Below are 25,802 nucleotides of genomic sequence, written 5' to 3' on the forward strand. Positions count from 1 at the left end.
TTAAGGGAATAAATTCTTTAATTTTTCCTACGGTACGCGAAACTCCTGGTTTGGAGCTATGTGATATCCCTATGGGAAGCTGCTACACGTCTTCAGCGCACGTTGAGCGCAAGCATTGCTCTTTTCACAGCAGTTTTAGCAGCAATAAAGCAGATCAAGTAGACCGCTGAGAATCGTAGTTTTAGATTGCTAAACGGCAAGCTAACTGCTGTGGGATCTATGGTCTGCAAGAAGTCGCATCAGACAATAAATTCTTTGTCCGTAGAGAATTTTATCTCTATAGGTAATTTTACCATAGGAAACTACAGCCATCAAGAATGCACTTGATTGGCTGAGGTTCTACTAATTTATGGAATTTTATATTCGTTTAGAAGGGTGCTAGTAGAACAATGATTTACGGAAGTATACCTATGATGATTTTTATTTTAGCGTCTGGATATTTGTTCACAGTCTACCTGTTATTAGCACTGGCGAAGCGAACTGGTACAAAGACTGTTCCTACAAGTTTCCCTTCATCTGCTAAGGGAAAACACAAGCAGGAGATATCAGTTAATAGTCAATAGTCATTTGTCCTTCGTCCTTGGTCATTTGTTTTGATTAAAAGATTAAGGACTAAGGACAAATTAGTTTTATTGGAGTTTGGAAATAGCGGTATCAGTGAAGCAAACCTCTTCAACCATTGGGGTATAGCCTAGCCACTGCACTCCTGACTGGGAAAACTGTTGTGGACAACCGCTGACGGCGAAGCGAGTTGGTAGTGGTAAGTGAGTATTTTTTAAGCCTAGTAAGTCTAGCTCTTGGGCACAAGCTGCCACAACGTGAACAGCTGGATCAACTAACTGGACTTGAGAGGGGAGGAGCGATCGCAGTACTGGTGTAAGGTGGGGATAATGGGTACAGCCGTGGACTAAGGTATCAATTTCCTGCTCCAATAAAGGCTCTAAGTAGGCTCGTGCTACTTCCGCAGTGTAAGGGTCGTGAATGCGATTTTGCTCAATCAGTGGTACAAACTCTGGACATCCAACTTGCCAGACTTGGACATCAGGAGCAATTTCGAGTATGGCGTGCTTATAAGCATTACTCTTAGCTGTGGCTGGAGTGGCAATTACACCAATCCGCTTTCCTAGCTGCACCGCCGCTCTTGCACCCGGTAAAATTACTCCTAAAATGGGTATGCTGAATTCTTGACGCACGGTTTCTAAGGCTAGGGCAGAACTAGTGTTGCAAGCCATAATCACCATTTTTACCTGCTGCTGTTGTAACCAGGTAATAATTTCACGCGTAAATCGTAAGATTTCTGCTTGTGAACGAATTCCGTAAGGAAGTCTAGCTGTATCCCCAAAATAAATAATTGATTCATTGGGGAGTTGCCGATATAGTTGTCGCAATACCGTTAGCCCACCCACACCACTATCAAAGATGCCAATTGGGGCACGTTGGGGTTCTTGCTCAGAAAAATCGTCAAGATTCCCTTCAAAAATGGAAGATGAATACACAGGCAGATATAAATTTAGGATTTGGGATTTAAAATACAGAATTTAGCAGACAATCTCCAACTTGACCACTAAATTCTGCAAATAAAAGAAGTTTAAATACCACCTCTTTAATTAGTAATTTGTACTATATTACCTCTGCTTTAAGTATTTTAGGATGCCACTAGCGATCGCTTCTGCCATACGATTTTGATACTCTGGTGTTCCCAATCTGGGGTTATCCTCGTAACCACTCATGTAGCCTGTTTCCACTAAAATCGAAGGCATGGAGCTTTTCCTGAGAACGTAGAATCTAGCTTTGCGGGTTCCTCGGTCTTTGATAGTACCGATGTTCTGGAGAATAGAATTGCGAACTGCTTCAGCCAGAGCATAACCACTTTCGTAATAATAGACTTCTAAACCATTCACACTTGGACGACCATCAACCGAATTAGCGTGAATGCTGACAAACAAAGTCGCGTTAACTCGCTCGGCGATATTTACCCGTCCCTGAAGTTCTACGAAAAAGTCAGCATCCCGCGTGAGTATCGCTTGTACACCATTTTGCTCTAAAATTGCTGCTACCCTTCTACCAATAGGTAAGACTACATCCTTTTCTAAGAGTCCACCCAGACCAGGGGCACCTGAGTCTTTGCCACCATGTCCTGGGTCAATCACTACTAGCAATTTTCCTCTGGGAACCGAGGGGCGTGGCTGAGAAGTGGGACGGGGATTATCTGTGGGGTTTGGGAATTGACCTTGGTTTGACGATGGTAGGGGAGGTAAAGTAATGGGCGGTGTGATACTACTACTAGAGCGTTGTAATTGTAGAGCTAAAAGCTGGTCGCCAACCTGGTTGAGTTCTCCAATTTGCACTCCGGCTGCTGGTTGAACCAAGACGTTGACAATATTTGGTTCTTGTGGTTTGAGGCGGACTCGCAAAATAGGGCTATTAGGATTAAAAGTAGGGCCTGTGACTTTGGGAGCTAACCGAGCATTGGTGATAGAAATGCGGTACAGACCAGAAGTTCTATCCCAGCCTGCTAAGTAGTCAAATAAAGCTTGGTCGGCTCTAATCAACAGTTGTGTACCATTATTAGCCAGTTCCACAGACTGAATGGTAGCAGGTGAGGTGTTAGAAGGTGCTACGGGGCGTGGACTGTTACTTCCAGGTACTTGAGCAACGCCACGACTGGGTAGAACTACAAAACCACCAACACTGCTAGTAATTGCTCGCCAATTAGGACTATTTTCGCCTACCTCTAAAGTCAAGCGGACAACAGATGGGCTTGTTTGTAGTTGACTGAACTGAATGCGACTGACACCATAGCGATTAATTGACAAATCGCGTTGCTCTAGACTTGGTGATAAAGTTGCGCCAGCAATGTCAATGTTGATTGCCTTCTGATCATTGCTACGATTTACCTGAATCTGAGGATTACCACCATTGGTGCGGATGAAAAAGCCATCGCCTGTGACTTGTAAGTTCTCAATTTCAGTAACCCTGGCGGCAACCATCCCGTTTCTAGGTGAATTGACAGAGCCAGTTGTCACCACATTGTAAATATTTCTTGGGGAGAAGTTTGGTGTAGATGTTCTTGGTGAGGTGTCTGTGGCTATAACTTCTTCTTGTTGCCCCTCAGTATTTCTTGAGGGTACATTTTCGGCTTCTGGTGTAGGTAATTGCACTGTCCAGCGATCGCCTGTTGTGCCCACAAATTGTACTTTTTTGGGGTCTAAAGTGTAACCAGGGCTGATTTCAACGACTATACGCGTTGTCTCTGTATCAAACTGCCCAATACGAATAGAGCGAATTCCACCGCCCACTTGTTGGGTTTGCTGCGGACGCCCAAATGTGGTTCCTGGCAAATCAATTACTAGCCGAGTCGGGTTAAAAATTAATTGTGCTTGGGGTTGAACATCCCCTAAAGTATTAATTTCCAGCTTGTTTTGATTGGCATCAAAACGCCAAGATTCAAGTCTCGCGGCCATTGCCGGCGACGACAGCATGAAGATAGTTCCAATAGTACTGGATAGTAACCAGCGTAATTTCACAGTCTTTTCTCCTGATTCACATTCATGGGAGCCGTCAACATCTCAACATATTGGCAAATCCTCACACCGTCACCACGCACACTTGAGTTTTGCGCTGTTATTAAGACACAGCTAATGGCGTAAAATATAGCACGCTCCTCTGATTTTGCCATGCCATTAGCCGATATAAATTTGACTGCCTATTTTAGGTTCATACCGGACTAACGTCCTGCTATGCGCTTTCACCCCTTGGTGGGTGACACCAATCCAAAATCTGCTGACTTGCAAAGCATCAGATGACAATAACAAATAAGGTACTCTTGTCCCGCCGCAAGAATACTTAAATTGTTTTACTACTAAATTGGATAAAAATGGTAAAGACTAGATGTATTTACTCAATAATTTCGACTAAATTACTTATCTTCTCTTTAGATACTGAAGAATGCCACGAGCGATCGCATCAGCCATTTGATTTTGGTAAGCCAAGCTTCTGAGTTTAGCGTTATCATCTCGACCGGTCAAATAACCTGTTTCTACGAGAATAGAAGGCATAGAACTTTTTCTGAGGACAAAAAATCTAGCTCGCCGCACTCCCCTATCTCTGACATTTATACTTTGGAGAATACTGCTATGGACACTGCGAGCTAGACCTAGACCGCTATCGTAATAATATGTTTCCAGTCCACTGACATCCGAACGACCTGGGCCAACTGCATTAGCATGAATACTAACAAACACATCAGCATTAGCTCGCTCTGCTAATTGCACCCGTCCTGGAAGGGTAACAAAATAGTCAGAATCCCGCGTCATAACTACTTGTACGCCATTTTGCTGCAAAACCTGAGCTATTCTTTTGCTAATAGGTAAAATAACATCCTTTTCGCGTAGTCCTCCAAGACCTACTGCACCAGGGTCTTTACCGCCATGTCCAGGGTCAATGAGGACTACCACTCGTCCATTGGTAACTCGGCGCTGTGGTTGTGTTGGGGGTTGGGGATTTGGATTGTTTGGGTCTGGGAATGGCCCCCGGTTTGGCGGTGGTAGCGGAGGTAAAGCAAAAGGAGGTCTTCTGGGGGGGATTGTAACAATTCGACGAGAGCCTTGTATTGGTAGAGCTAAAAGCTGGTCGCCGATTTGCTGGGGTTGTCCAAGTTGTACTCCGCTTGCTGGTTGAACTAAGACAACGACTGTGTTGGGTTCTTGTGGTTGCAGGCGTACCCGGAGAATGGGGCTATTAGGAGCAAAAGTAGGGCCTGTAACTCTGGGAGCTAACTTGGCATTGGGAATTGTGACGCGGAACAGACCAGAAGTTCTATCCCAGGCTCCGGTAGCAGATACAGTTTGGTCGGCTCTAATTAGCAGTTGTGTGCCATTATCAGCCAGTTGTACAGACTCAATTGTTGCTGAGGAGTTGTTAGCAGATACTCTGCTAGGTAAGGAAGGTGGTTCTGACTGATTGTTTGAATTACTGCTTTCAGGTAATCTGACAATGCGACTAGGCAGAACTACCAAACCACCGCCGTTACTATTACTTACTCGCCAGTCTGGACTATTTTTATCTACCCGCAAAGTCAGGCGAACGCCAGGAGGTTGGGTTTGTAGTCGGGTGAATTCGACGCGGCTAACACCATGCTTGTTCACCGGTATATTATTTTGCTGCGCCAGACGTGGTGATAAAGATGCGCCAGAGATATCTATGAAGATGGTAGCGCGATCGCGGCTGCGAATTACCTGAATCGGAGGATTACTACCACTGGTGCGGATGAACAACCCATCGCCTGTTACTTGTAAGCTCTCAATTTGAGTCGCCCCTCGTGTAGTAGTGGCAACTCTTGAAATACTAGGTTGCGGCTCAGAGTCTGGGGTAACAACAGTGTAAGCACTTCTGGGAGATGAGGTCGGAGATGAGGTGGGAGATGAGGTCGGAGATGAAGCTACTCTCTCGATTTCTGGCTTAGGTAATTGCACCGTCCAGCGATCGCCAGTTGTACCCACAAATTGCACTCGTTTGGGGTCTAAAGTATAACCAGGAGTTAGTTCGACAACTATGCGTGTTGTTTCTGTATCAAACTGCCCAACACGTATTGAGCGAATTCCACCACCCACTTGTTGGGTTAACTGCGGACGCCCAAATGTGGTTCCTGGCAAATCAATTACTAGCCGAGTCGGGTTGAAAATTAGTTGTGCCTGGGGTTGAACTGCTCCCACAGTATTAATTTCCAGCCTGTTTTGATTGGCATCAAAGCGCCAAGATTCAAGTCTCGCAGCCATTGCTGGCGACGACAGCATGAAGATAGTTCCAATAGTGCTGGGTAGTAACCAGTGTAATTTCACAGTCCTTTCTCCTAATTCACGTTCATGGGAGCCGTCAATATCTCAACTCATTGGTAAATCATCACATCGTCACCACCTAAACTTGACCTATGATGCCTTATCTTGATTTTTAAGCTGCTACTAGAGGGCTTTTCAAGTAATAGAACTACAACACTCACTACTCTCCGTCTCAGTTGTGGTCTAAATAACTGAAAACTTCTGTAAGACCACTTAAAATCAGTTATCAGGTTTCGTATTGGTTCTAAATCCCCAATATGAAATCTTCCACCTTTAGAGGTAGGAATTGTCACTCCCAAGTAAGCTAGAAAACAAATAATTGATAACCGTTCACTGATAACTGTTTTTTGTTTTTTGCCATCAATGCACTAAGTAAATAATTCCCATTACTGTCAGATGATTTAGCAAGATTTATGGGTTTACTCCCCAATTACCTGGAAAATATTCAGATAAAGGCATACAAGCCAAGGGAGACTAGAAATAAATAACATTCCGAATGCTGGTAGAAATTATAAACAGACGATTATTCTACAATCACACGGGACGGAAATTTGAGGAGAGAAGTTTCCACTACACAATTGCAACATCTTCAAAGCACAGTGATAGTACTGAATTCAGAGTCCTGAGTTCTGAGCGAAAATTACTCAGAACTCAGTAAGAATTTACCCAAGACTTTGATTAACGATCGCTAGATTCTGGGGTTATTTCCGAATTGCCACTATCATTTGATGCTGGCACTTTTAACTGAGGTGGTTCAATTACCAACGAAGTCCCAGAAGAACCGTCTAAAACTAGTTGCTCTGAGCCTGCGTCCACAGCTTTTGGGTCTGGAAATACAAATCGTAACAAGGGAGGAGCTAAAAAGGTTGTCAAGATAACCATCATAATAATTGCTGCCCCTAATGGTTTTGAGAGAGCGCCACTGGCTGCGCCGACACCAGCAAACACTAATCCAACTTCCCCTCTGGGAATCATCCCCACACCGATCGCTAAACGGTTAATTCCTGGTTGACCAAACACGCTTAAACCTGTGATCACTTTACCGAGAATGGCTACTATGATCAGGAAACTTGCCATAATTAGACCTTCCCGATTATCGGGAATTGCTGGGTTTAGAACTCCCAAATCGGTTTTTGCCCCAACAGTCACAAAGAAAATTGGCACTAACATATCAGCAATGGGACAGACTTGCCTTTGCAGTTCTTTGCGCTTGTCTGTCTCCTCTAGGACTAAACCCGCTGCAAAAGCTCCCAGAATTGCTTCTAAGTGGATGACGGCGGCAAGGTATGCCATAGCAAAGGCAAAGATGAATGCTGGTATTACCAGTCCACCGCGTGTTTTGAGTTTATCAGCGATCGCCACAAAGGACTTATTGAAAACATTACCTAGTAGGATTGCTCCCAAAATAAAACCAGTGGCGCTGATAATCAAATAAATTACTTTGGTGACATCCACCACGCCATCTTTAGCTAGGCTGGCAACTACCGCTAAAACGATGATTCCTAGTACATCGTCAATTACAGCAGCACCCAAAATAATCTGCCCTTCTCTAGAATTGAGTCGCCCCAACTCTGACAGCACTTTGGAAGTAATCCCAATACTAGTAGCAGTCAAAGCCGCCCCTGCAAAAATTGCGGGTACAGCTCCAATCCCAAACAAAGTCATTAGTCCCACAGTCCCAGCGGCAAAGGGTACTACTACCCCCACTATTGCTACAACAGTGGCTTGGATACCAACTGCCATTAAGTCTTTTAAATTCGACTCCAAGCCGATTTCAAACAGCAGGATGATTACACCCAATTCTGCTAAAACGGAAACGACTTCAGACTGAGCGGCAAATACCGCTGGTGTGGCTTCAGGCGTTAAACCACCAGTAGTTTGAAGGAAGGACATGATCAAAGAGCTAGAACTGTCTGTGCTGCCTTCTGGAAATACCAAAAGGTGGAAAACAGAGATGCCAACTACCACACCACCTACGAGTTCGCCTAAGACAGGCGGTAAACCCACTTGGTTTGATAACTCTCCACCAACTTTGCTGGCGAGATAAATGACTACTAAGCTTAGTAGCACTGCTGCTACTACCATTGAACTGTCTGCGACTTCTGTTGCGCTAGCCAGCAGAGGAAAAGAAAAGTTGATTGGATCTAACAAATGCATTAGGTTCTCTGAAAATCCTTCTCTTTGATTTTGACGCGTTTCTGAAAAACGTCTATCTGTGGAGATGCAATTTGCAGTTTACATAAATTAATTTGTGCCATTTGTCAAATCAATCAAGCGCTACCTTTCCGGTTCAGATTTCAGCAGCCAATACGCCACAACAAAATCTCTAAAAAAGCTAGTGTAATTTTTTTAGTTTCAAAAAATGTAACCGTTTCAGCTTTTGACGATCGCAGTGTCAAAGTAAGAACATACAAATCGTATCTAGCGATCGCACTTGAGTTGTGAAAAACTTGTGGTAGCTGTTGACTCTCAACGGCCACCAGAAGATTGCTACATACGTTTATTAAAAACATCTGTGGATACTTTGAGGAGTGCAAATCTTATGACTAGAGCCGCTTTAACCGGTTCTCAGTTTCCATCTGGAAACTTGTGGAAAATACTGCCTTTAGCCTTGCTAGTATGTGTAACTTTGACACTGCCCGCGTTGGCACAAGAAAAAGAGAAATTGTGGCGAACCCTTAGTGTCAGTGGTCGCGGAGTAGAAACAATTCCTACAACCCTGGCGCAAGTTAGTTTAGGAGTGGAGATTCAGGGGAAAACAGCACAGGAGGTACAGCAAGAAGCCGCTCGGAGGTCGTCGGCTGTAGTTGCGTTCCTCAAGAGCAAAAATGTCGAAAAATTACAAACTACTGGTATCCGGCTCAACCCAGTTTATAGCTACACCGATAATGTGCAGAAGATTACAGGTTATGCTGCCAACAACACCGTGAGTTTTAGCATTCCTGTTGAGCAAGCTGGGACATTATTGGATGATGCAGTGAAAGCGGGTGCGACACAAATTAACGGTATTAGTTTTGTTGCGAATGATGAAGCGATCGCGGCTGCTCAAAAACAAGCTTTAAAAGAAGCTACTCAAGACGCCCAGCAGCAAGCTGAAGCTGTTTTCAGTGCCTTGGGTTTCAAATCTAAAGAAATAGTGAGCATTCAAGTTAATAATGCTACTCCACCTCGACCACCCATGTTTTTACGGGCTGAGGCTGCAAAGTTAGCTGATGCTTCCACCCCTGTTGTTGGTGGTGAACAGGAAGTAGAAGCATCGGTGACATTGCAAATTAGTTATTAGTCATTTGTCATTAGTCCTTTGTCCTTTGTCAGGACAAGGGACTAAATAAGCAATGCTCAATTAAAAATTTTCTGAAGACATATCTCCAGTACCGCCCTCTCCATCTCGCTTAGAGCCTAATAAATCTAGTTGGTCTACTCTAATAATCGGTGTAGAACGGTTTGCTCCTGTTTGGCGATCGCTCCATGTGTCAAACTTTAAGGAACCTTTGATGCCAATTAGACTTCCCTTGCGGACATAATTACCTGCTACCTCAGCCGTCTTATCCCATAATTCCAATGTGAACCAGTCAGGTTCATCGCTGTTGCGCGATCGCCTTTTTACCGCTAGTGTCAATCTACACTTCACACTACCAGACTCAAAATACTTTATATCAGGGTCGCCGCCTACACGACCAACAAGAGTGACAATATTGATACTCATAACGTGTTACCTTTCAGTACAAGTGTACTTATTAATTGCGACTTCCATCATAGCGAATTGTGAAACACTTGAAAATAATGTGTTAAACAGTTAACAATATAGTTGACTTGAAAAATTATACACACTACTTGGAGAAACACATAAAAGTATACGGATATACTAAGCGAACCAGAGAATATCAAAAAACAGATGCCTGAGACATACTAAATATTCCTGGGAATCATATAAAAATATAGTCTAGTTTACTCAACTCAGGATACAAACGTAATCCAATCTGGCACGATTAACTCTGACCATTGTAGTCAAAAAGTATCGCACATAGGGGGCTTAGAGAAGCGTGGGCATTTTTAGGAACTTTCGCACATCATGGGATATGGGTATCGACCTCGGTACCGCTAACACCCTGGTTTATGTATCTGGTAAAGGTATTGTACTACAAGAGCCTTCTGTAGTTGCTATCGATGTCAACGAAAAGGTGGCACTAGCAGTCGGAGAAGAAGCCAAAAAAATGCTCGGTCGCACACCTGGAAATGTGATTGCCCTCCGCCCTTTGCGAGATGGTGTAATCGCTGACTTTGAGATAGCCGAGCTGATGCTAAAAAGCTTTATTCAGCGTGTAAATGAAGGTAAAACTTTAGTTTTACCCCGGATTGTCATTGGTATTCCCAGTGGTGTCACAGGGGTAGAAAGGCGAGCTGTAATGGATGCAGCTCACCAAGCAGGAGCAAGAAAAGTATATTTAATTGATGAACCTGTAGCCGCGGCTATCGGTGCAGGACTACCTGTTGCCGAAGCAACTGGCAACATGATCATTGATATTGGTGGTGGTACAACTGAAGTTGCAGTGTTGAGTCTCCAAGGTACAGTGATCAGCGAATCAGTACGCATTGCTGGAGATGAACTGACTGAAGCGATCATTCAGTATATTAAGAAAGTTCATAACTTAGTTATTGGTGAACGTACTGCCGAGGATATCAAGATTCGGATGGGTTCTGCCTATCCAACTAATGATGATAATGATGCCATGATGGAAGTCCGAGGTTTACACCTGCTTTCTGGTCTACCACGAACTGTAACGATCAAAGGGCCAGAAATCCGTGAAAGCATGTTAGAACCGCTATCAGTAATTATAGAAGCTGTAAAGCGGACACTGGAACGCACACCTCCAGAACTAGCAGCAGATATCATTGACAGAGGTATTATGTTAGCTGGTGGCGGTGCTTTGCTCAAAGGCATAGATACCCTCATTAGCCATGAAACAGGGATTGTAACCCACATTGCAGCTGATCCTTTAAGCTGTGTTGTGCTGGGAACAGGTCGTGTGTTAGAAAACTTTAAACAGTTGGAACGAGTTGTCACTGAAAGCTCTCGGAATATGTAACAAAAAAAATATCAGACTTGAGTTCTATTTGAGTTCTATTTGGGTTTTATATAAATAGAATCCAAGTAGAACTTAATTTATATAAATATACAAAGGTATATATGGTAACAATACGGCGTTGGTGGGATCGTAAAGGATTGCAAATCGGGTTGTTAGCTCTAGTAGTTGGTAGTGCTTGGATATTACGACAGACTCAAGGTGAATTGGTACTTGAGACCTACCAGGCAATTACTCGTCCATTAGAGATGTTGCAGTCAGGGCCAACTCGAGAAGAACGTCTCAGAGATGCCCGGATATCAGAATTGCAAACCCGTATAGTAGATTTGGAAAGTCAAAAGACAAAGCTACAAGATTTATTAGGCTATGTAGAAAAAGAGCCTCTGGCATCACGGCCAATTCCTGCACGGGTGATAGGACGTAGTGCTGACCAGTGGTGGCAACAAGTTACCCTGAATCGCGGTGCGAATGCAGGGATTCAGGAAGGCTTCATAGTCAAGGCCGATGGCGGTTTGGTGGGTTTAGTGGAAAGCGTAACTCCCAATACTAGTCGCGTGTTGTTAATCAGTGACCTCAAGAGTCAAGTGGGTGTATCCATTAGCCGCACGGCTGCTAAAGGTGTTTTGCGAGGAGATTCTTCTGCGGAAGCTGTGCTGGAATTTTATGAAAAAGTCCCAAATGTGAAAGTGGGAGATTTAGTTTCCACATCTACTTATAGTCAGAAATTTCCATCCGGCTTGGCAGTAGGACGAATCAAGTCGCTGGATTTAAAGAAACTCCCAGCATCAGTGGCAAAAATAGAGCTTTTTCCGCCAATCCGTTCTCTCGATTGGGTAGCTGTTTATCCAAAGCCAGAAAACCAAGAGTCGGCAAATCAAGTGCCGCAAAAGTCTAAGTAAATTCTTCCTTGAAAATCCATAGAAAAATGAAGATTCCTGCATTTGGTGTTAGCAGGCAGAAAAAGCCAAAATCGTCAGAACGAAAGCGAAAATCAAAATTCCAAATCCAGCCGCTTTCTCGTTGGCATCCCGGCATACGTCAACTGTTGGGTTGGATAGTGACGATTGGATCTGTACTGTTATGTTTACTATTATTACCAACCCGGTTCCCAGGTATGGAATTATTGGGAATTGGCCCTAACTGGCTGTTAATTTGGGTGGTAGCTTGGAGTGTGAAGCGCACGGTGTTTGCCGGAGCATTGGCAGGTATAGTTCTAGGGCTACTTCAAGATTCAATGACATCGCCTAACCCTACTCATGCCCTCAGTTTAGGTATAGTGGGGATTTTAACTAGTCTGCTCCAGAAACAGCGTTTTATCGAAGAAGATTTTATTTCAATTGCTGTAATTGTCTTTATTATGGCAGTTTTGGCAGAAACTATCTTTGGGTTGCAATTAACTTTGATAGGCGATGAGCGCAAGGTAACAGATATTTGGACGTATTACCAGCGTGTCGCTCTTGCCTCTGCCATTCTTAGTAGTTTATGGGCACCTGTAGTTTATTACCCTTTGAACCGTTGGTGGCAGCGGATAAAATTATTGGAACAGTCTTGAACTATTTAAAATAATCTATAGGAATCCGACTGAAATTTTGAAGGCGTGCTGAGAGTGAAAGTCTTATTCAGTTAAGATTTTATTTTTAAATCTTTTCACTAATCAAACTGGATTCCTATTAGGACTGGTTGATAAACCGAGTGGTTCATATTTTTGTCGAACTAGCCTGTGCAATATGTTTTGATCGGCATGGAAGCTGTAATGCTTCCTGTCAACGAGATGATCAAGGAATTGATTGACTACCGCGACTCACTCAAAACTCAAAGCTAACGTCAGTGAACAGGGTGAAAAAATTGCTAGGTGGTAAACACATCCTTTCTAAGAGGATGTTTGAAAAGTCTAAATTATTACTTGCCTGGCGACTAGAAGTCGCGGCTACATAGACAAAACCTGCCTTTCCTTGCGGAACGCTACGCGAACGCAGGTTAAAAACCCATGATTTTGTATTAGTCCACGAAGGTGGACTTCTCTGCGAGACGCTACTCGCGTTCGTTTGTGTAGTAGCGAATTATATTCGCCCAAAACTTTTCAAATAACCTCTAAGGCTTATGGCTTATGAGTAAAGTAGTAAACCTGTTGTTCCAGGAATTGTGTAAAATAATTCCCCTGACCTGATGTTATTAACCCTTCTATATGAAGGGTTTTGAAACCTAAAGTTTCAGTTACCCTAAAGTTGATATATAAAAGAGCAATTTTCAAATGACCATTTACTTTTATAAGGTTTGGCAGCCTTATGGCTGTTTTTCTAACTTTTCTCCCCACGGAATCCACATCCAGGGTACTTATTGGCCAACGGTTGAGCATTATTATCAAGCACAAAAGTTTGTAGCCAGCAGGGATGCAGTAATTATACCTATCATCCATGCTGCCGCCACACCAGAAGAAGCTGCTGCTTTGGGAAGATGTAGCGATCGCCAACTCCGTCGAGACTGGGATTTAGTTAAAACTCAAATTATGCGAGAAGCTGTACTCAAAAAGTTTCTCACCCATGCTGATATTAGAGAAGTTCTTCTGAGGACAGGTGATGAGATTTTGGTTGAAAATTCTCCAACCGATTCTTTCTGGGGCTGTGGTGCTAATAAAGCCGGACAAAATCATCTCGGTAAAACTCTCATGAGTGTACGTGAAGAAATTCGTAATTTACTATCTTTAACGGTAATTTACGAATAATTTAATCAAAATAGTTACGTTCAACATAAAATCAGCAATTAAACGGGGAATAGTAAAATTCCCCAGTCAAAAATATTATAAAAAGTTGCCAATAATTTAGTTATTTATTTTGAAAATTTTAATTAATTGAATTAATGACTAAAAGTGGTAAAAAATATTTTTATTTCAAAGCAATTATGAAGGCATCAAGTTGGGTGATATCACTGAAATAGTTTGATGATTAAAAATATAAAATTAATAAGTGTCTATGAATAAGATTTTCTCAACTTTAGACTTATGAGGATGTTTGGAAAGTATTTAATGATATTCAAAATGCTTTGAGATTTTCCTAAATAACTTTATAAATCTACGGTATAAAACAAAACATCTAATACATATCAAGTATATTTGAATACCATTGAAAAAACCTTTGCAACAGATATATACCTCTAGCAACCTATTTTTAGCAAATATGTCGCGAAATGGGATGAAAATCAAAGCATTGTAAGTTGAAAATTCTGATCAGAGACAATTGTAAAAAAATATACTTCAGTCATAGTGTATATAGATAATGACATTTACCGATAAACCAAACGAGTCGCAGCAAAGCTTATACCAAGAAGGTTTACTGCACCGAATGACAAAACAGATCAGGCGATCGCTCGACCTCCAAGAGATATTAACAACTACCGTTAGCGAAGTGCGTTTGTTTTTGGGTGCAGATCGGGTAAAGGTGTATCGCTTTGATGCTGATGGTAGTGGTGAAGTCATTGCTGAATCTATCCATGAACAGCGTCTGCCATCTTTATTGGGGTTACGTTTCCCAGTTCATGATATTCCAGAAGCAGCTAGAGACATGTTTCTGTTAGCCGGACAACGCGTGATTGTCGATGTGGCTAATCGTAAGACAGGGTTATCGCCTCTACAGTCAAAAGAAACTGGCAAACGTCTCCAAACTAATATCTACTATCGGCAAGTAGACCCATGCCATATTCAATACCTACAGGCAATGGGCGTGCAGTCATCGTTGGTTGTGCCAATTTTACATTCCGATCTACAAGAACAATCGGCAAAGCCTAAATTGTGGGGATTATTGGTATCTCACCACAGTGAACCGCGAAAGATTTTAAAGCGGGAACTGAAAGTATTGCAACAAGTTGCTGACCAGGTAGCGATCGCGATCGCTCAAAGTAATCTACTCACTGAAGCCCATGCCAAGCAAGAGCGAGAAGCTACTATTAACCGAATTACCACACTATTACATAAACTACCGACAATCCAATTACAAGGAGCGTTAGAAGAAGTTATTACTGCCTTCAATGGAGTAGGTGGCAGACTTTACATTCAAGAGAGTCGGGAACTATACACCTGGGGCGATCAACCGACACTTCCCTACGAGTTAGATAACAGTATTATCGAACAGCATCCCTTATGGCAAAACTGGATGGCTGAGTTTCAACAAGGTAATATTTGGACAACACCTGACCTCTATAAAGAACCACGTTTGCGAGTTTTGGCTTTAGCATTCCGTTCTACTGAAATTCGTGGACTTATGGTGATTCCCTTACATTACCGCGAAAAATTTATCGGTGTATTAAGTATTTTTCGCGCTGAATTTGAAACGGAAATCTTGTGGGCCGGACAATGTGAACAAAATCGCCGACAACTGCTACCCAAACTTTCATTTGAGGTTTGGCGAGAGCAAAAAAAGGGGCAAGCACCTGAGTGGAAGCCGGAAGATATGTTATTGGCGCAAGCCTTATACGATCATTTCTCAATGGCAATTCAGCAGCAGCAAATGTACAAACACGTACAAGCTCTGAATGCCAATCTAGAAGTGCGTGTGCAAGAGCAAACTGCTGAACTCGAAAAATCATTATTGCTTACTAAACTACTCAAGCAAGTCACCGAACAGATTCGCCGCACATTAGATTTGCAGACAACTCTGCAAACTATCGTTCGGGAAGTCCGTCCCCTGCTAAATTCAGATCGGGTGCTGATTTTACAACTGAAGAGTAAATCGGTGATTGTGGAAGAGATTAATGGCAATTGGCAGTCAGTTTTGGGAGTGAATGCACCACCTGAATGCTTTCCTAATGAGTATGCACGTCTATACTGTCAGGGTAGGGTACGGGCAATTAACAACGTTTCAACAGCTTCTTTAAGTGATTGTCATCGAGAGTTTTTGCAGAGTTTACAAGTGCAAGCAAACTTAATAGTTCCGATAAATATAGGTATTGAACTATGGGGCTTAATAATTGCCCATGAATGTGAGGCTCCCAGAAATTGGCAAGATGCAGAAATTGATTTATTACAACAGCTAGGAGATCAGGCTGCGATCGCCATTCAACAAGCCCAACTCTACGAACAAACCTCTGATGCCGAAATTGAAGCCAGAAATCAAGCTGCCCAGTTAGAGCATACCCTACATCAACTCCAAGAAACACAGACAAGATTAATTCACACCGAAAAAATGTCCGGCTTAGGACAGTTGGTAGCAGGTATCGCTCACGAAATCAACAATCCTGTTAACTTTATCTACGGGAACCTGTGCCACGCCAGTGACTACACCGAACAACTGCTAGAAATTTTACGTCTCTACCAGCTACACTATCCCCATCCCCATAGTGAAATCCAAGCTGCGATCAAAGCAATCGATTTTGAATTTTTGGTAGAAGATTTCCCAAAAATTATGACCTCAATGCAAGTGGGAACCGAGCGCATCCGCTCAATAGTGCTGTCGTTACGCAATTTTTCTCGGTTGGATGAGGCTGAAAATAAGCGGGCTGACCTGCATGAAGGGATTAACAATACCTTATTAATTTTGCAACATCGGTTGAAAGGAAATGCTGAATTTCCACGCATTGAGGTAATCAAAGACTATGGCAACATCCCACACGTGGAATGCTATGCGGGCCAAATGAATCAGGTATTTATGAATATTTTCAGCAATGCCATAGATGCCCTGGTAATGGGGACTGATGACAAAGAGAAGAACCTATGCCGAATACCCACTATCCGGATTTCTACTAAAGTCTCAGCAGATAACTCTCGTCTGTTGATTCGTATTAGCGACAATGGGCCCGGAATGACTGAAGAGGTGAAAAAGCGAGTTTTTGATCCGTTTTACACTACTAAGCCTGTGGGCAAGGGCACAGGATTAGGACTAGCAATCAGCTATCAGATTATTGTCGAAAAACATGGGGGAATAATGGAGTGCATTTCAGAACCTGGGAAAGGTACAGAGTTCTGGATTGAGATTCCTATCAAGCCTCCAGCCAAAATAAATGGCTGAAGGTAGATGGATGTTACTTAATGGGCAGTACCAGACTCGAACTGATGACATCCTGCTTGTAAGGCAGGCGCTCTACCAACTGAGCTAACCGCCCTTTTGACTAATCCTTAATTAATATAGCAAAACATTTCCCATTGCGCTAGTCTTTTTCAGAAAATCTTTTTTTCTCTTATACTTACTCAGTATTCAGTTATTCAGCACTGGCTCAACGCCCCGCTATCGCTAACAGGAATTAGGATGCCCTCTGGTCGGACGCACGATCGCATTACTATGTATGCTCTGCCATTTGTGGCGGGCGTTACTTTCTGGCAGACTCGCAGTAGCAATGCGACTTTGTTGGTTGCAGGCGGATTTCTATTTGGTGGGCTGATGTTTGGCCCCGATTTGGATATCTATTCTGTGCAATTTCAACGCTGGGGTTTCTTGCGCTGGATTTGGCTACCTTATCAAAGAAGTCTGCGTCATCGTTCTTTTTTATCCCACGGGCCGATTATTGGCACGATTTTGCGGATACTTTATCTTGGCTGCTTGCTTGCTATTGTGGCAATTTTCGTTTTGGTAATTGCTGAAAGGTTGTGGAATCTGAGTTTTACTTGGCAGCATTTGGGTCGAACTGTGGGGCGATCGCTCGTGCAATACGATACTGAATATATTGCCCTCTTTTTGGGGTTGGAACTCGGTGCGATGAGTCATTCTCTCAGCGATTGGGGCGGTTCGGCTTATAAGCGGTTTAAAAAGCAGGGGGTTCGGGGGTTGCTTCCTAGTGGCAAAATTAAGAGGCGGAAAGTGAGGAGTGGTAGTCGTCGACCGAGAGTAAAGAAATAATTTTTTTAAACGCAAAGGAACGCTAAGGGAAGCGCAGAGGTACGCAGAGGTATGGAAGAAAAAAATGAGACTTTGATGGCGTTGCAGGAATTGATTGAGGTGGTGGCGAAGTTGCGATCGCCTGATGGTGGTTGTCCTTGGGATTTGGCTCAAACTTCCGAAACGCTTACACCTTATGTGATTGAGGAAGCTTATGAGGTGGTGGATGCGATTAAGAGTGGGGATAAAGGTGCGATCGCAGAGGAGTTAGGCGATTTATTATTACAGGTGGTATTGCAGGCCCAAATCGCTAGCGAATCTGGGCAATTTTCTTTGAAAGAAATAACTCAGGGGATTTCCCAAAAGTTGATTCGCCGTCATCCCCATGTGTTTGGTGATGTGTCGGTGGCGAGTGTGGATGAGGTGCGGCAAAATTGGGAACAAATTAAAGCTGCGGAAAAGGGTGAAGCATCTCCAGACGCCCAAAAATTTAGTGCTAAACTCGCTCGTTATGGACGTACTCTTCCCCCATTGACGGCAGCAATGAAGATTTCCCAAAAGGCTGCGGCTATTGGGTTTGAATGGGAAAATATTCAAGGCGTTTGGGATAAGTTTCATGAGGAGTTAGGGGAGTTTCAACAGGCTTTAGCGGAGGAAACACCAGAACGACAACAAGCAGAGTTAGGTGATTTACTGTTTGCAGTTATTCAGCTAGCCCGTTGGCATGATCTTGATCCTAGCGATGCTTTGCAAGGCACAAATAAGCGATTTGTGCAGCGATTAGAAAAAATGGAGGCGGTTGTTGACCGCCCCCTTTCTGATTACAGTTTGAATGAGTTAGAAACTCTTTGGCAACAAGCAAAAGCTCAACTTGCCCAAGAAGGGAGTGGGGAGTAGGGAATGGGGCATTGGGCATTGGGCATTGAAAAGAAGCAGAGATGCAGGGGGATAGTGGGAAAACTCTTCCCCATTCCCCATTCCCCATTCCCCATTCCCCATTCCCTATTCCCCATTCCCCATTCCCCATTCCCTATTCCCCACTCCCCATTCCCCACTTCCTTCTTCAAGATTTTTCAGCATCGAACCACTTATCATATAGCGATTGATAAGTGCCATTTTCTTTAAGATTTAGTAGAGCTTGATTAATTGGTTTGCGGTAGGGACTGTTGTTGGGCAGAATGATGCCGTAGCTTTCTTCACGTAAGATACTGCCAACAATCTGTACTTTCCCTTTGCCTTCATTAGCAGCATAGAAAAGAAGTACAGGCGCATCAAACACCACGGCATCAGCTTTTTTGGTTTGCAGAGCATTGTAAGCTTGCTCAATCTTGTTAACTTCTAGAACTGAAATCTTATGTTCTCGCATATATGTGGCCGCTGTGCTGCCCGCAGTTGTGGCCACTACCTTGCCAGGTAAATCGTCTATACTCCTGATATCGCCCTGAAGCTGTTGTACTGTCAATGAGGTAGTAGCGCTGGCTGTAAAGTAGGCGGCAAAAAGTACTCCAATGAACATCCAGATAATACCTACTAAGCGTCCCAGTACTCCCTTGGGCATTTCATCAGCTTGGGTGGCTAATGTGGCAGCTGACCACCAACAGGCTTTGAAAATGCCAGGAAAGTATGATTTGGGAATCATCCCATCTTTATGATTGCGCTCAGATAACCAAATAATATGGGCTGCTACAACAATTAGCACTAGGGCAACGCCTATTACCTGCAACAGGCTAGCTGAGAAAAACAATTGCAAAATATTTGGGAAGGCATTGTCGTTGGTTTCTGAGTTTCTTACCATGATTTGCAGCCCCCCAGCAAAAATGGGTAATGAGAAATCAAAACTCTCCTGGCGTTCGGCTGTAATCGAAATAGCTGAAATCCCTAAATTAGCTTTGTTTTCCTTAATAGCAGAAAGCAGTTCCGGTACAGAGGAATATTCAATAAATTTAGACTCTACACCTATTTGGTTAGCGATATTGCGCCAGAGGTCGATACTGAATCCTGATAGTTCACCTTTGTTTGGTAGCACAAAGGGCGGTATAACTCGTGTAGCTACTAATAAAGGTTGTTGGAGTTGTGGTTTTTGGGCTAGTCCTGGGGATGTCATTAATAACAATGCCAGAATTCCACTTATTAATCCTATGCAGGTATACAGTGCTAAGGAACGCCTGATTTTGTTTTTCCGGTCATATCTGCCAATTGGGCTTTTTCTCCCAGCTATAAGTTGCCGAAATCTAGTAGCGATCGCATTTATCATCAGAATTGTTTTGGGGTTGTATGCATAATCTATTTATCATGCCCACCCCATATCAAATATCACAATTATCATCCCCCTAAAACTGATTTTTTTCAGATTTAGGGGGATGAACATGGTTAAAGCTAGATTCAAGTCGAACTACAATTTGATGGTAACGGTCTTAACTTCGGTATATTGCTGCAAGCCATATTCGCCGAGTTCTCGACCAATACCAGACTGCTTAAATCCACCAAAGGGTGCAGCAGCATCAAATACGTCGTAGCAGTTTACCCACACCGTACCTGCTCGGAGATTATTCGCGATCGCATGAGCCTTGGTGATATCCTGAGTCCAAACCGCAGCGGCGAGTCCGTACATGGTGGCATTCGCCCGTTGAATTACTTCGTCGATATCTTTGAATTTGATGATGCTCATCACTGGGCCAAAGATTTCTTCTTGAGCAATCTTCATGTCATCGCGGACATCTGCAAAGACTGTGGGGGCGATAAAATAACCCTTGTCGCCGACTCGATTACCGCCACATAGCATCTGTGCACCTTCGCGCATTCCAGATTCGATATAGCTCATCACTCGATCGAATTGGTCTTTGTCTACTTGCGGCCCTTGTTCTGTGTTTGCATCGAAAGGATTACCGACAACCCGCAATTTTGCTCTTTCTACAGTTCTAGCAACGAACTCGTCGTAGCATTTTTCTTCGACAAATAGCCGCGAACCAGCACAACAGCACTGCCCTTGGTTAAAGAATATGGCATCGTGGGAACCTGCGATCGCTGCATCCATATCAGCATCGGCAAAGACAATGTTAGGACTCTTACCACCAAGTTCTAATGTGACGCGCTTCAGATTACTTTTGGCCGCCGCTTCCATAATTAGATGACCGACTTCAGTGGAACCAGTAAATGCCACTTTGTCAATATCCATGTGACGAGCGATCGCAGCCCCGGCGGTTGGACCATATCCTGATAAAATATTCACCACACCAGGGGGAAAACCAGCTTCAATAATTAACTCACCTACCCGCAGCGCTGATAATGGTGTTTGTTCCGCTGTTTTTAGAACTACAGTATTACCAGTTGCTAAAGCTGGTGCTAGCTTCCACGCCTGCATCAATAAGGGAAAATTCCAGGGGATAATTTGACCAACTACACCCACAGGTTCATGGCGAGTGTAGCAGAAGTATGGGCCGTTAATCGGAATAGTTTTGCCTTGTACTTTGTCTGCCCAACCTGCATAGTAACGATAGCAGGCGATGACTAGACCCAAATCACCTAATGAATCTTGTAATGGTTTGCCGTTGTCGAGAGTTTCTAGCTGCGCCAACTCATCGATATTCTGCTCAATTAAGTCAGCTAGCTTGTAAAGCAACTCGCCGCGCCGGGTAGCAGATATCTTTCTCCATTCCCCACTATTGAAGGCGTTGCGGGCCGCTTGTACTGCGTTATCTACATCTGGGGCGTCTGCTTCTGAGACTTCGCAGATTACCTCACCTGTAGTCGGGTTGATTGTTTCAAATCGGCGATCGCTGACACTATTTACCCACTCATTGTTAATCAGCAACCTGGTTGGGCCAATTTTGACCTGTTGTCCTGCTACTGTTGCTGTAACCATCAGGCCCTCCTTAAGCTATAAAAAAAATTTGCTTAAATCGCTTAAATCTACTTATTATGTTTGTTGCTGCACAGCACTCTAGATGGATTTCTTTATCAATTCTTTATTCTAGGATAATAGTTAGAGGTTGAGATAACTATATTGTGTCTAATTCACTTTGTAGAAGTCGCGTTGGCAAGACAAACCTCTATGTTTGAGCAATAGTTTTGAGATCAGCTTTTAGCGTACAGTTGGGCTTATAGTTGCTTGATTTTCTATCTCACGTGCGATTGTTATGTCTTAGCAAAGTGAGCAATATGAATGATTTTAGTCAACAAATAGAGACATTGCGCTCACGGGTGACAAGATTACTGCAAAGTAGTGCAAGTGAGGGATACTCGCAACAAGAGCTAACCGCAGAAGCTTTTGAAGAACTTCAAATTTCTTTGGAGGAACTAAAAATAGCCTCCGAGGAACTACAAGCAACACGAATCGTAGTAGAGAAGGAGCGTCAGCGCTACCAAGAATTATTTGATTTTGCACCTGATGGTTACTTGGTAACTGATACATTCGGCACTATCCTCGAAGCTAATCGTACTGCAACCATACATCTCAATGTTTTACAGCGATTTTTGGTTGGCAAACCGCTGCTTAGTTTCATCGCCCAGTCAGATCATCAACCTTTTTTTAATTACCTAATTCAGTTGCAGCACCTAGACCGAGGTGGAGAATGGGAAGTGTGTTTACAACCACGAGAAAAAATCTGTTTTGATGTTGCTTTGACAGTAGTTACCGTCCGTAACGAAAAAGGTAAGCCAGTTGCTCTACGCTGGCTAATGCGCGACATTAGCCAGCGTAGGCATTTAGAGTTGCAGCGCGAGCAGTTATTTGCCAATGAGCAAGCCGCCCGGATTGCAGCCCAAGCAGCAGAGAGGCGCTCTAATTTTTTGGCTGAAGCAAGTCGTGTATTGGTATCTTCCTTGGATTACCGTACTACCCTCACCAGCGTCGCGCAATTGGCAGTGCCTACCCTCGCCGATTGGTGTATTGTGGATGTCGTTGAAAATAATTTGGCAGTTTTCAGTAACCCAGTCATCGCTGCATCTGAACCGACGAAAGAAGCACTAGCACGAGAACTCCAACAACGCTATCCAATTCCTGTTGATGCTGATTATGGCCCACCAAAGGTTTTACGGACTGGTAAGCCGGAATTAGTTACAAATATTCTTGAGTCTTCATTAGAGAAAAAAGCATCGAACGAGGAACACCTCAGTCTGCTGCGCCAACTCCAACTTAAGTCTCATATCGTTGTGCCGCTGTTGGTGCGTAAACGCAAGCTGGGGACAATTCTATTTGCATCTGCACAACCAGGACGCCATTACACTATCGTAGACCTAGAAATGGCTGAAGAACTTGCTCAACGGGCAGCGTTCGCCATTGAAAATGCCCAGCTTTATCGACAAGCCCAGGAAGCTAACCGCATTAAAGAAGAGTTTTTAGCGATCGTTTCCCACGAACTTCGTACACCTCTCAATTCTATGTTGGGTTGGGTTCAAATAATACGTAATCGAAAATTGGACGAGGCAATTACCTTTAAGGCACTGGCGACAATCGAACGGAATGCCAAACTTCAAAGAAAACTGATTGAAGATATCCTGGATATATCACGCATTGTCCAAGGACAAATCCGCCTAAATATCTGTAAAGTTGACCTTGTAACTGTAATTCAGGCGGCAATTGAAGCTGTACATCCCACATCTGAAATTAAGGATATTCAAGTTGAGTCTAATCTTGACTCCTCAGTTGGTCAGGTTATGGGTGATGCAGAACGCCTCCAGCAAGTTTTCTGGAATTTGCTCTCTAATGCCGTCAAGTTCACACCTAGCGGGGGACGAGTTGAAGTACATCTGGAACAGGTAAACTTAAATGCCCAGATAACTATCTCTGACACAGGTAAGGGAATTAGTGCTGACTTTCTACCTTATATCTTTGAGCGCTTCCGTCAAGCTGATAGCACAACGACTAGAGCAGATGGTGGTTTGGGGCTGGGGTTAGCAATTGTGCACCACTTAGTAGAAATGCACTCAGGCATAGTCTATGCAGTTAGCGAGGGGGAAGGGAAGGGAGCAACATTTACAGTGCTGTTACCTTTATTAGAACCTCAACCAGAGCAGCTAATTAAAGAAAGTGAAGTAAAAGTCGATAACCTCTTAGTGCTAGACAGCTTGCAAGTACTTGTTGTAGATGACAATGCCGATACGCGTGAGTTAATTGCCTTCGTTCTTGAACAGTCTGGAGCGCAGGTGAGGGCGGTTAGCTCAGTAGGTGAAGCCCTGGAAGCGTTAGGACGATTAAGACCACATATTCTAATCAGTGATATCGGAATGCCAGATGAGGATGGTTATTCTCTGATTCGCAAAGTACGGGCGCAGGAAGCAGAGCAAGGGGCGAAGATTCCAGCTGTAGCGCTAACGGCATTTGCTAGAGATGAAGAACGCAGACTCGCTCTGCAAGCTGGATTTCAAGTGCATGTATCCAAGCCAATCGAGCCAGAAAAGTTGGTGACAGTGGTAGCAAATCTGGTTAAAGGCAGCAAACAAGTTTAATGCACAATTAAGCTTTTGGTAGCAAATGCGAACCCCGAATCAACAAATGCAAAACCAGGTTTTTACCCCACCCTAACCCTCCCCTTGCAAAGGGGCTACCGTGTATACACAAGTCGGATGTAAAGTAGGTGCAGAGGATTTTTGAGAAGCAAAAACTATGGATAATCCAATCTTAATTCACGCTTCGACGACACCAGGAACGGCATTTGGAGACCCAAGGCTGATAAAAAGGGGGCAGCATTATACGAGGCGATTCGTAAGCACCAATCGATAAATATCCGGCAAATAAGTCGAAATTGGGCAGAACAGATGGGTTATTATCGGTTTTTGGAGAATGAAAACGTAACACTATCAGAACTAGTACGTAGCCTTTCGGATGATTGCGAGTTTCATCTGGCAAAACGACACGTATTAGCGATTAGCGATACTAGCGAGATTAACTTGCAGTCTCATGCAGGTAGGCTGTCACCGCCAGGATTAGGGAGTAGTAGGCAATAACACAGATGTCGGGTTTTATATCCATCCAACATTGGTATTAGATGGTGAGAGTGGATTTCCACTGGGGTTAAGCACAGTAAAACTGTGGAGCCGAGCTATAAACCATGCAGATAAACATAACTCGTGACTATCAAAATTTACCAATTGAGGAGAAAGAATCTTACAAATGGTTAGCATCGGCAGAAAGTAGTAAGCGATGCTTTGAAGTGGGTGGAGCAAAAATGGTAACTCATATTGGCGACCGCGAATCGGATTTATTTGAGGAATTTGCAACTGTACCCAATAAAAACAATCATTTACTGATAAGAGCTTGCCAAGATCGTCGATTGTTAGGGCGGTCTGAATCACTATTCGACTACTTAAGTCAGCAGCCTTGTGAAGGTACTTATATAATTAACGTTCCCGCAGACTCACGTCGAAAGCGAATGCCAAGAGAAGCAATGCTTATTGTTCGTTGTGGACAAGTTGAGATTCAACGCCCCGATAAATTAGGCGTTTTTGGCTATCCTCCTAGTGTTACCCTTTTTGCTGTTGAAGCTCTGGAAGTCCAACCACCCGCAGGACAAGAACCGATTCATTGGCGGTTGCTGACAACTCACGTTGTTGTCTGCTTGGAACAGGCACTGCGAGTCATTAAGTGGTACGGATGGCGATGGAAGATTGAACAACTTTTTGCCACTCTCAAAAAAGCTGGATTGAATATCGAAGCGACTCAGTTAGAGTCTAGTATTGCAATTCAACGCCTAACAATCCTTGCTTTGTCCGTAGCCGTGCGAACCTTACAAATGGTTGAGGGACGCGATAATACTCAACTTTCTGCCGAGCTTACCTTTTGTCAAAAGCAGCAGCAATGCTTATTAGGACTTCAATCTTCTGTTGAAGGCGATACCAAAAAATTACAAAATCCTTATCCACGGGGTTGTTTGCCCTGGGCTACTTGGATCATTGCTCGACTTGGTGGATGGTCTGGTTATACCTCTGGTAGGCCTCCTGGAATGCCTACCCTTGTTCATGGTTTAAGACAATTTGAATCCATCTTTATCGGCTGGAAACTCGCTCTGGATGGACTTGTGTATACACGGTAGTTGCAAAGGGGAGGGAACTAAATGTTCCGGTTTCCCCCCTTGGCAAGGGGG

The 25,802-nt window shown here is 43.6% G+C and carries 19 protein-coding genes, 1 tRNA gene and 1 pseudogene; 11 read left to right on the plus strand and 10 right to left on the minus strand.

Translation table 11 applies throughout. The annotated features are described in order from the left end of the window. The first annotated feature begins 410 nt into the window (after window positions 1-410). Window positions 411-563 carry a hypothetical protein gene (locus HUN01_RS21505; protein ID WP_181932955.1) on the plus strand — a complete coding sequence of 51 codons (153 nt, stop codon included), beginning with the start codon at window positions 411-413 and terminating at the stop codon, window positions 561-563. A gap of 66 nt (window positions 564-629) precedes the next feature. On the opposite strand, the gene murI is transcribed toward HUN01_RS21505, so the two are convergent. From murI to HUN01_RS21535, 6 genes are all read right to left on the minus strand, one after another. Continuing rightward, window positions 630-1,496, minus strand: coding sequence for a glutamate racemase (murI, locus tag HUN01_RS21510; RefSeq protein ID WP_181927905.1), 867 nt, complete (start codon window positions 1,494-1,496; stop codon window positions 630-632). Between the two features lie 129 nt (window positions 1,497-1,625). Beyond that, on the minus strand, window positions 1,626-3,527 hold the full coding sequence (locus HUN01_RS21515) for an N-acetylmuramoyl-L-alanine amidase (RefSeq protein WP_181927906.1): 1,902 nt from the start codon (window positions 3,525-3,527) through the stop codon (window positions 1,626-1,628). Further along, window positions 3,524-3,679 (minus strand): hypothetical protein, encoded by a 156-nt coding sequence (locus HUN01_RS21520; protein WP_181927907.1) that lies wholly within the window; start codon window positions 3,677-3,679, stop codon window positions 3,524-3,526. Before HUN01_RS21520 ends, HUN01_RS21515 begins: the two co-directional genes overlap by 4 nt. A 244-nt stretch (window positions 3,680-3,923) precedes the next feature. After that, complete coding sequence (locus HUN01_RS21525; RefSeq protein WP_181927908.1) at window positions 3,924-5,840, minus strand: N-acetylmuramoyl-L-alanine amidase; 1,917 nt, start codon at window positions 5,838-5,840, stop codon at window positions 3,924-3,926. 675 nt (window positions 5,841-6,515) lie between these two features. Beyond that, on the minus strand, window positions 6,516-7,994 hold the full coding sequence (locus HUN01_RS21530) for a cation:proton antiporter (protein ID WP_181927909.1): 1,479 nt from the start codon (window positions 7,992-7,994) through the stop codon (window positions 6,516-6,518). A gap of 140 nt (window positions 7,995-8,134) precedes the next feature. After that, the gene (locus HUN01_RS21535; protein ID WP_181927910.1) at window positions 8,135-8,350 is read right to left on the minus strand and encodes a hypothetical protein; all 216 of its coding nucleotides are present in this window, start codon (window positions 8,348-8,350) and stop codon (window positions 8,135-8,137) included. A gap of 29 nt (window positions 8,351-8,379) precedes the next feature. Between HUN01_RS21535 and HUN01_RS21540 the strand changes: the two genes are divergently transcribed. Next, window positions 8,380-9,120, plus strand: coding sequence for an SIMPL domain-containing protein (locus HUN01_RS21540; protein ID WP_181927911.1), 741 nt, complete (start codon window positions 8,380-8,382; stop codon window positions 9,118-9,120). 60 nt (window positions 9,121-9,180) lie between these two features. Here the strand turns inward: HUN01_RS21540 and HUN01_RS21545 are convergent, their stop codons facing one another. Beyond that, complete coding sequence (locus tag HUN01_RS21545) at window positions 9,181-9,543, minus strand: single-stranded DNA-binding protein (protein ID WP_181927912.1); 363 nt, start codon at window positions 9,541-9,543, stop codon at window positions 9,181-9,183. Between the two features lie 373 nt (window positions 9,544-9,916). Between HUN01_RS21545 and HUN01_RS21550 the strand changes: the two genes are divergently transcribed. The 5 genes from HUN01_RS21550 (at window position 9,917) to HUN01_RS21570 (ending at window position 16,917) form a co-directional block, all read left to right on the plus strand. Next, on the plus strand, window positions 9,917-10,924 hold the full coding sequence (locus HUN01_RS21550; RefSeq protein ID WP_181927913.1) for a rod shape-determining protein: 1,008 nt from the start codon (window positions 9,917-9,919) through the stop codon (window positions 10,922-10,924). 101 nt (window positions 10,925-11,025) lie between these two features. Continuing rightward, on the plus strand, window positions 11,026-11,820 hold the full coding sequence (gene mreC / locus HUN01_RS21555; protein ID WP_181927914.1) for a rod shape-determining protein MreC: 795 nt from the start codon (window positions 11,026-11,028) through the stop codon (window positions 11,818-11,820). 26 nt (window positions 11,821-11,846) lie between these two features. Beyond that, entirely contained in the window at window positions 11,847-12,473 is a 627-nt protein-coding gene (gene mreD, locus HUN01_RS21560) for a rod shape-determining protein MreD (protein WP_181927915.1), read from the plus strand. Window positions 12,474-13,172: 699 nt separating this feature from the next. Continuing rightward, the gene (locus HUN01_RS21565; RefSeq protein WP_181927916.1) at window positions 13,173-13,643 is read left to right on the plus strand and encodes an N-glycosidase; all 471 of its coding nucleotides are present in this window, start codon (window positions 13,173-13,175) and stop codon (window positions 13,641-13,643) included. A gap of 550 nt (window positions 13,644-14,193) precedes the next feature. Then, window positions 14,194-16,917, plus strand: coding sequence for a GAF domain-containing sensor histidine kinase (locus HUN01_RS21570; protein ID WP_181927917.1), 2,724 nt, complete (start codon window positions 14,194-14,196; stop codon window positions 16,915-16,917). 21 nt (window positions 16,918-16,938) lie between these two features. Here HUN01_RS21570 and HUN01_RS21575 read toward each other — a convergent pair. After that, window positions 16,939-17,011, minus strand: a tRNA-Val gene (locus tag HUN01_RS21575). Between the two features lie 143 nt (window positions 17,012-17,154). Here HUN01_RS21575 and HUN01_RS21580 point away from each other — a divergent pair. Both HUN01_RS21580 and mazG read left to right on the plus strand, forming a co-directional pair. Further along, the gene (locus HUN01_RS21580) at window positions 17,155-17,742 is read left to right on the plus strand and encodes a metal-binding protein (protein ID WP_181927918.1); all 588 of its coding nucleotides are present in this window, start codon (window positions 17,155-17,157) and stop codon (window positions 17,740-17,742) included. Between the two features lie 51 nt (window positions 17,743-17,793). Continuing rightward, window positions 17,794-18,618 carry a nucleoside triphosphate pyrophosphohydrolase gene (gene mazG, locus HUN01_RS21585; protein ID WP_181927919.1) on the plus strand — a complete coding sequence of 275 codons (825 nt, stop codon included), beginning with the start codon at window positions 17,794-17,796 and terminating at the stop codon, window positions 18,616-18,618. Window positions 18,619-18,784: 166 nt separating this feature from the next. On the opposite strand, the gene HUN01_RS21590 is transcribed toward mazG, so the two are convergent. Then, window positions 18,785-19,975, minus strand: a complete 1,191-nt coding sequence (locus HUN01_RS21590; RefSeq protein WP_181927920.1) for a transporter substrate-binding domain-containing protein — start codon at window positions 19,973-19,975, stop codon at window positions 18,785-18,787. Window positions 19,976-20,113: 138 nt separating this feature from the next. Beyond that, window positions 20,114-21,583 (minus strand): aldehyde dehydrogenase family protein, encoded by a 1,470-nt coding sequence (locus HUN01_RS21595; protein WP_181927921.1) that lies wholly within the window; start codon window positions 21,581-21,583, stop codon window positions 20,114-20,116. Window positions 21,584-21,879: 296 nt separating this feature from the next. Here HUN01_RS21595 and HUN01_RS21600 point away from each other — a divergent pair, with 296 nt between their 5' ends. Both HUN01_RS21600 and HUN01_RS21605 read left to right on the plus strand, forming a co-directional pair. Beyond that, on the plus strand, window positions 21,880-24,168 hold the full coding sequence (locus HUN01_RS21600; RefSeq protein WP_181927922.1) for a PAS domain-containing hybrid sensor histidine kinase/response regulator: 2,289 nt from the start codon (window positions 21,880-21,882) through the stop codon (window positions 24,166-24,168). A 252-nt stretch (window positions 24,169-24,420) separates the two neighbouring features. Then, a pseudogene (locus HUN01_RS21605) lies at window positions 24,421-25,751 on the plus strand (IS4 family transposase). Window positions 25,752-25,802 lie beyond the last annotated feature (51 nt).

It is taken from the genome of Nostoc edaphicum CCNP1411, assembly GCF_014023275.1.
GTDB lineage: Bacteria > Cyanobacteriota > Cyanobacteriia > Cyanobacteriales > Nostocaceae > Nostoc > Nostoc edaphicum_A.